At 75.5% G+C, this 3,522-nt stretch carries 4 protein-coding genes; 2 read left to right on the forward strand and 2 right to left on the reverse strand.

Features of this window, described 5'->3' with window-relative positions; genetic code table 11:
• Both GTR00_RS16955 and GTR00_RS25970 read right to left on the reverse strand, forming a co-directional pair.
• Window positions 1-725, reverse strand: a 725-nt coding sequence (locus tag GTR00_RS16955; RefSeq protein WP_323132559.1) for a DUF1003 domain-containing protein, incomplete at its 3' end; no start/stop codon positions are given.
• Window positions 718-1,995, reverse strand: coding sequence for a magnesium transporter MgtE N-terminal domain-containing protein (locus tag GTR00_RS25970; RefSeq protein ID WP_166612763.1), 1,278 nt, complete (start codon window positions 1,993-1,995; stop codon window positions 718-720). The genes GTR00_RS16955 and GTR00_RS25970, both read right to left, overlap by 8 nt.
• A 96-nt stretch (window positions 1,996-2,091) precedes the next feature.
• On the opposite strand from GTR00_RS25970, the gene GTR00_RS16965 reads away from it, so the two are divergent.
• Both GTR00_RS16965 and GTR00_RS16970 read left to right on the forward strand, forming a co-directional pair.
• Window positions 2,092-2,697, forward strand: a complete 606-nt coding sequence (locus GTR00_RS16965) for a Dps family protein (protein WP_166612764.1) — start codon at window positions 2,092-2,094, stop codon at window positions 2,695-2,697.
• 158 nt (window positions 2,698-2,855) lie between these two features.
• The coding region (locus tag GTR00_RS16970) for a general stress protein (RefSeq protein WP_205706026.1) at window positions 2,856-3,522 on the forward strand (667 nt) is incomplete at its 3' end.

The raw sequence follows: 3,522 nt of genomic DNA on the forward strand, positions 1-3,522 counted from the left end.
GCCTCGCCCCCCGCCTCGCCGTCCGCGTCGCCGCCCGCGTCGAGGGGCTCGCCGGTGCCCCCGCCGTCGCCGGCCGGTTCGCCGGCGCGCTCCGGCGCCCGCCCGGAGGCCCGCTCGCGCGCGCTCTTGCCGGCCGGGGCGTCCGCGCGCTTGCGCTTCTTGCCGCCCTTGCGCTTGCCCGGCTCGCGCTCGTCGCGCTCGGCGTCCTCCTGCTGCAGCTCCTCCAGGACGCTGCGCAGCTCCGAGCGCACGAAGTCGCGGGTGGCCACCTCGCGCAGCGCGATGCGCAGCGCCGCCACCTCGCGGGTCAGGTACTCGGTGTCGGCCAGGCCCCGCTCGTCGCGGGCGCGGTCCTGCTCGTTGAGGACGCGGTCGCGGTCGTCCTGGCGGTTCTGCGCCAGCAGGATCAGCGGGGCCGCGTACGACGCCTGCAGGGACAGCACCAGCGTCAGGAAGGTGAAGGAGTACGGGTCGAAGCGCAGCGGCTCCGGCGCGGCGACGTTCCAGACGACCCACACGACGACGAAGGCCGTCATGTAGACCAGGAAGCGCCCGGTGCCCATGAAGCGGGCGAACTTCTCGCTGGCCCGCCCGAAGGCGTCCGGGTCCACCTGCGGGCGCACGATCAGCTGCCGGCGCGCCTCGCGGGGGGTGTCCAGGCCGACCGCCTTGCGGTCGTCCGCGCGGTCCCGGCGCAGGGCGCGCCGGCTCTCGCGGTCAGCCACGACGCACCTCGAAGACCTCCTCCTCGGTGTCGCGCCAGTCCTCGGGCAGCAGGTGGTCCAGCACGTCGTCCGCGGTCACCGCACCCAGCAGGTGCCCGTCCTCGTCCACCACCGGCAGCGAGACGAGGTTGTACGCCGCCAGCTGGCGGGTCACGCCCTGCAGCGTCTCCTCGGGGGCCAGCGGCTCCACGTCGGTGTCCACGACCTGCCCCAGCGGCGTCTGCGGGGGCTCGCGCAGCAGCCGCTGCAGGTGCGCGGTGCCCAGGTAGCGGCCCGTGGGCGTCTCCAGGGGCGGGCGGCACACGTACACCGCCGTGGCCAGCGGCGGCGTCAGCTCCTCCCGGCGCACCTGCGCCAGGGCCTCGGCGACGGTGGCGTCGGGGGCCAGCACCACCGGGTCGGAGGTCATCAGGCCGCCGGCGGTGTGCTCGTCGTAGGCCAGCAGCCGGCGCACCGGGTCGGCGTCGTCGGGCTCCATGAGGGCCAGCAGCCGCTCGGCCTGCTCCGCGGGCAGCTCCGAGAGCAGGTCCGCGGCGTCGTCGGGCTCCATCTCCTCCAGCACGTGCGCGGCGCGGTCGCCCTCCAGCGCGGAGAGGATCTCCACCTGGTCGTCCTCGGGCAGCTCCTCCAGCACGTCGGCCAGGCGCTCGTCGTCCAGGGCGGCGGCCACCTCGCGGCGCCGCTTGGGGGTCAGCTCGTGGATGACCTCCGCCAGGTCGGTGGCGCGCAGCTCCTCGAAGGCGGCCAGCAGGTTCGTGGCGCCCTGGTCGGCGTCGGGGATCGTCAGGCCCACGACCGCGGCGACGTCCACGGTCATCGTCTCCCCGCGCCGGCGCAGCCGGCCGCCCAGGCCGCGCGGCACGGTGCCGCGGCGCACGAACAGCTTCGTCAGGTGCCAGTCGCGCGGGCGGGCCTGCTCCAGGCCCAGGTCCTCGATGGTGGCCTGACCGCTGCCGTCGGCCATCTCCACCGTGCGGTCCAGCAGCTCGCCCAGCAGCAGCGTCTCGGTGCCGCGCTGCTCGAAGCGGCGCATGTTCACCAGGCCGGTGGTGAGGACCTGCCCGGTGTCCACGCTGGTCACGCGCGTCATCGGCACGAACACGCGGCGGCGGCCGGGGACCTCCACCACCAGGCCGATGACGCGGTGCGGGCCCCGCGGGCGCAGCACGCCCACCACGTCGCGGACCCGGCCCACCTGGTCGCCCTGCGGGTCGAACACCGACGTGCCCGCCAGCCGGGCGGCGAAGACGCGCTTGGGGGAACCGGTCACCGCTTCAGGCTAGAGCCCGGCCGGGCGCGCGACGGGCGCGGGGAGCGGGCGCGATCTCGGCGCGCGGGAGCGTCGCGGCCCTCCTACCGTGGCGCCATGGCCAAGGAGAGCAAGAAGCTGAAGGCGTCCGGGAACCCCCTCTACACGGTCCCCGGGCTCTCGAACGAGCAGGGCGCCGAGGTCGCGGCGGTCCTGCAGAACCGCCTCACCGCCCTCACGGACCTGCACCTGACCCTCAAGCACGTCCACTGGAACGTGGTGGGCCCGAACTTCATCGCCGTGCACCAGATGCTCGACCCGCAGGTCGACGCGGTGCGCGAGATGGCCGACGCCGTCGCCGAGCGCATCGCCACCCTGGGCATGTCGCCGGTGGGCACCCCCGGGGCCCTGGTCGCCGAGCGCGACTGGGACGACTACTCCATCGGCCGCGCCGGTGCCATCGAGCACCTCGGCGCGCTGGACCTGGTGTACTCCGGCGTCATCACGGACCACCGCTCCGCCATCGAGGCCACCGGTGAGATCGACCCGGTGACCGAGGACCTGCTCACCAGCCAGACCGGTCAGCTGGAGCAGTACCACTGGTTCGTGCGCGCGCACCTGGAGACCTCCGGCGGGGACCTGTCCACCGCCGGCGCGCACACCGAGGTGCAGGCCACCCGCAAGGCCGGCGAGCGCGCCGGCGCCAAGCGGCAGACCGCCTGAGGGAGCGCGGGGACCCGGCCCGGCACGGCCGGGCCGGTGGGCGCCCGGCGCGGGCACGATCACCGCACCGGACGCGTTGTCCCCCACGAGAGGGGCCGCGTGGGCCCCGCGCCCCGCCCGGCACGGGCGGGGCTGGACGAACCGGTGAGGATGTCGCCATGTCGAACCTCGGGCCCATGGGCGGTCAGCAGCGCCTGGCAGCCCCCACTCCGCCGCAGGGCGAGGCGATCGGCCGCTACGGCACGTACGCGGAGGCCCAGCGCGCCGTGGACTTCCTCTCCGACGAGCACTTCCCCGTGCAGAACGTCACGATCGTCGGCAACAACCTGCAGATGGTCGAGCGGGTCACCGGGCGGCTGACGTACGGGCGCGCCGCCGGGGCCGGCGCGGCCTCCGGCGCGTGGTTCGGCCTGCTGATCGGCCTGATGCTCTCGGTGTTCGGCAACGGCGGCACCGCCGGGCTGCTCACCGGCCTGCTCATCGGCGCCGGGTTCGGGATGCTCTTCGCCGTCATCTCCTACGCCCTCACCGGCGGCCGGCGCGACTTCACCTCCGCCAGCCAGATCGTGGCCTCGGAGTACCTCGTGCTGTGCCTGCCGCAGATGTCCGGGCAGGCGCGCCAGGTGCTCTCCAAGCTGCCCAACGGCTTCGGCCGCGGGGTCGGTGCCCAGGGCGCCTGGGGAGCGCCGCCCCCGCCGCCCGCGCAGCACGGCTGGCAGCAGCCCGGTCAGCAGCCCCCGCCGCAGCAGGGCTCGCACGCGGCCGGCCGGTCGCCCTGGGGCGCACCGGACGCCTCCGCCCCGCAGGGCTGGATGCCCCCGCCGC

This window comes from Kineococcus indalonis, assembly GCF_009906395.1.
GTDB classification, from domain to species: Bacteria; Actinomycetota; Actinomycetes; order Actinomycetales; family Kineococcaceae; genus Kineococcus; species Kineococcus indalonis.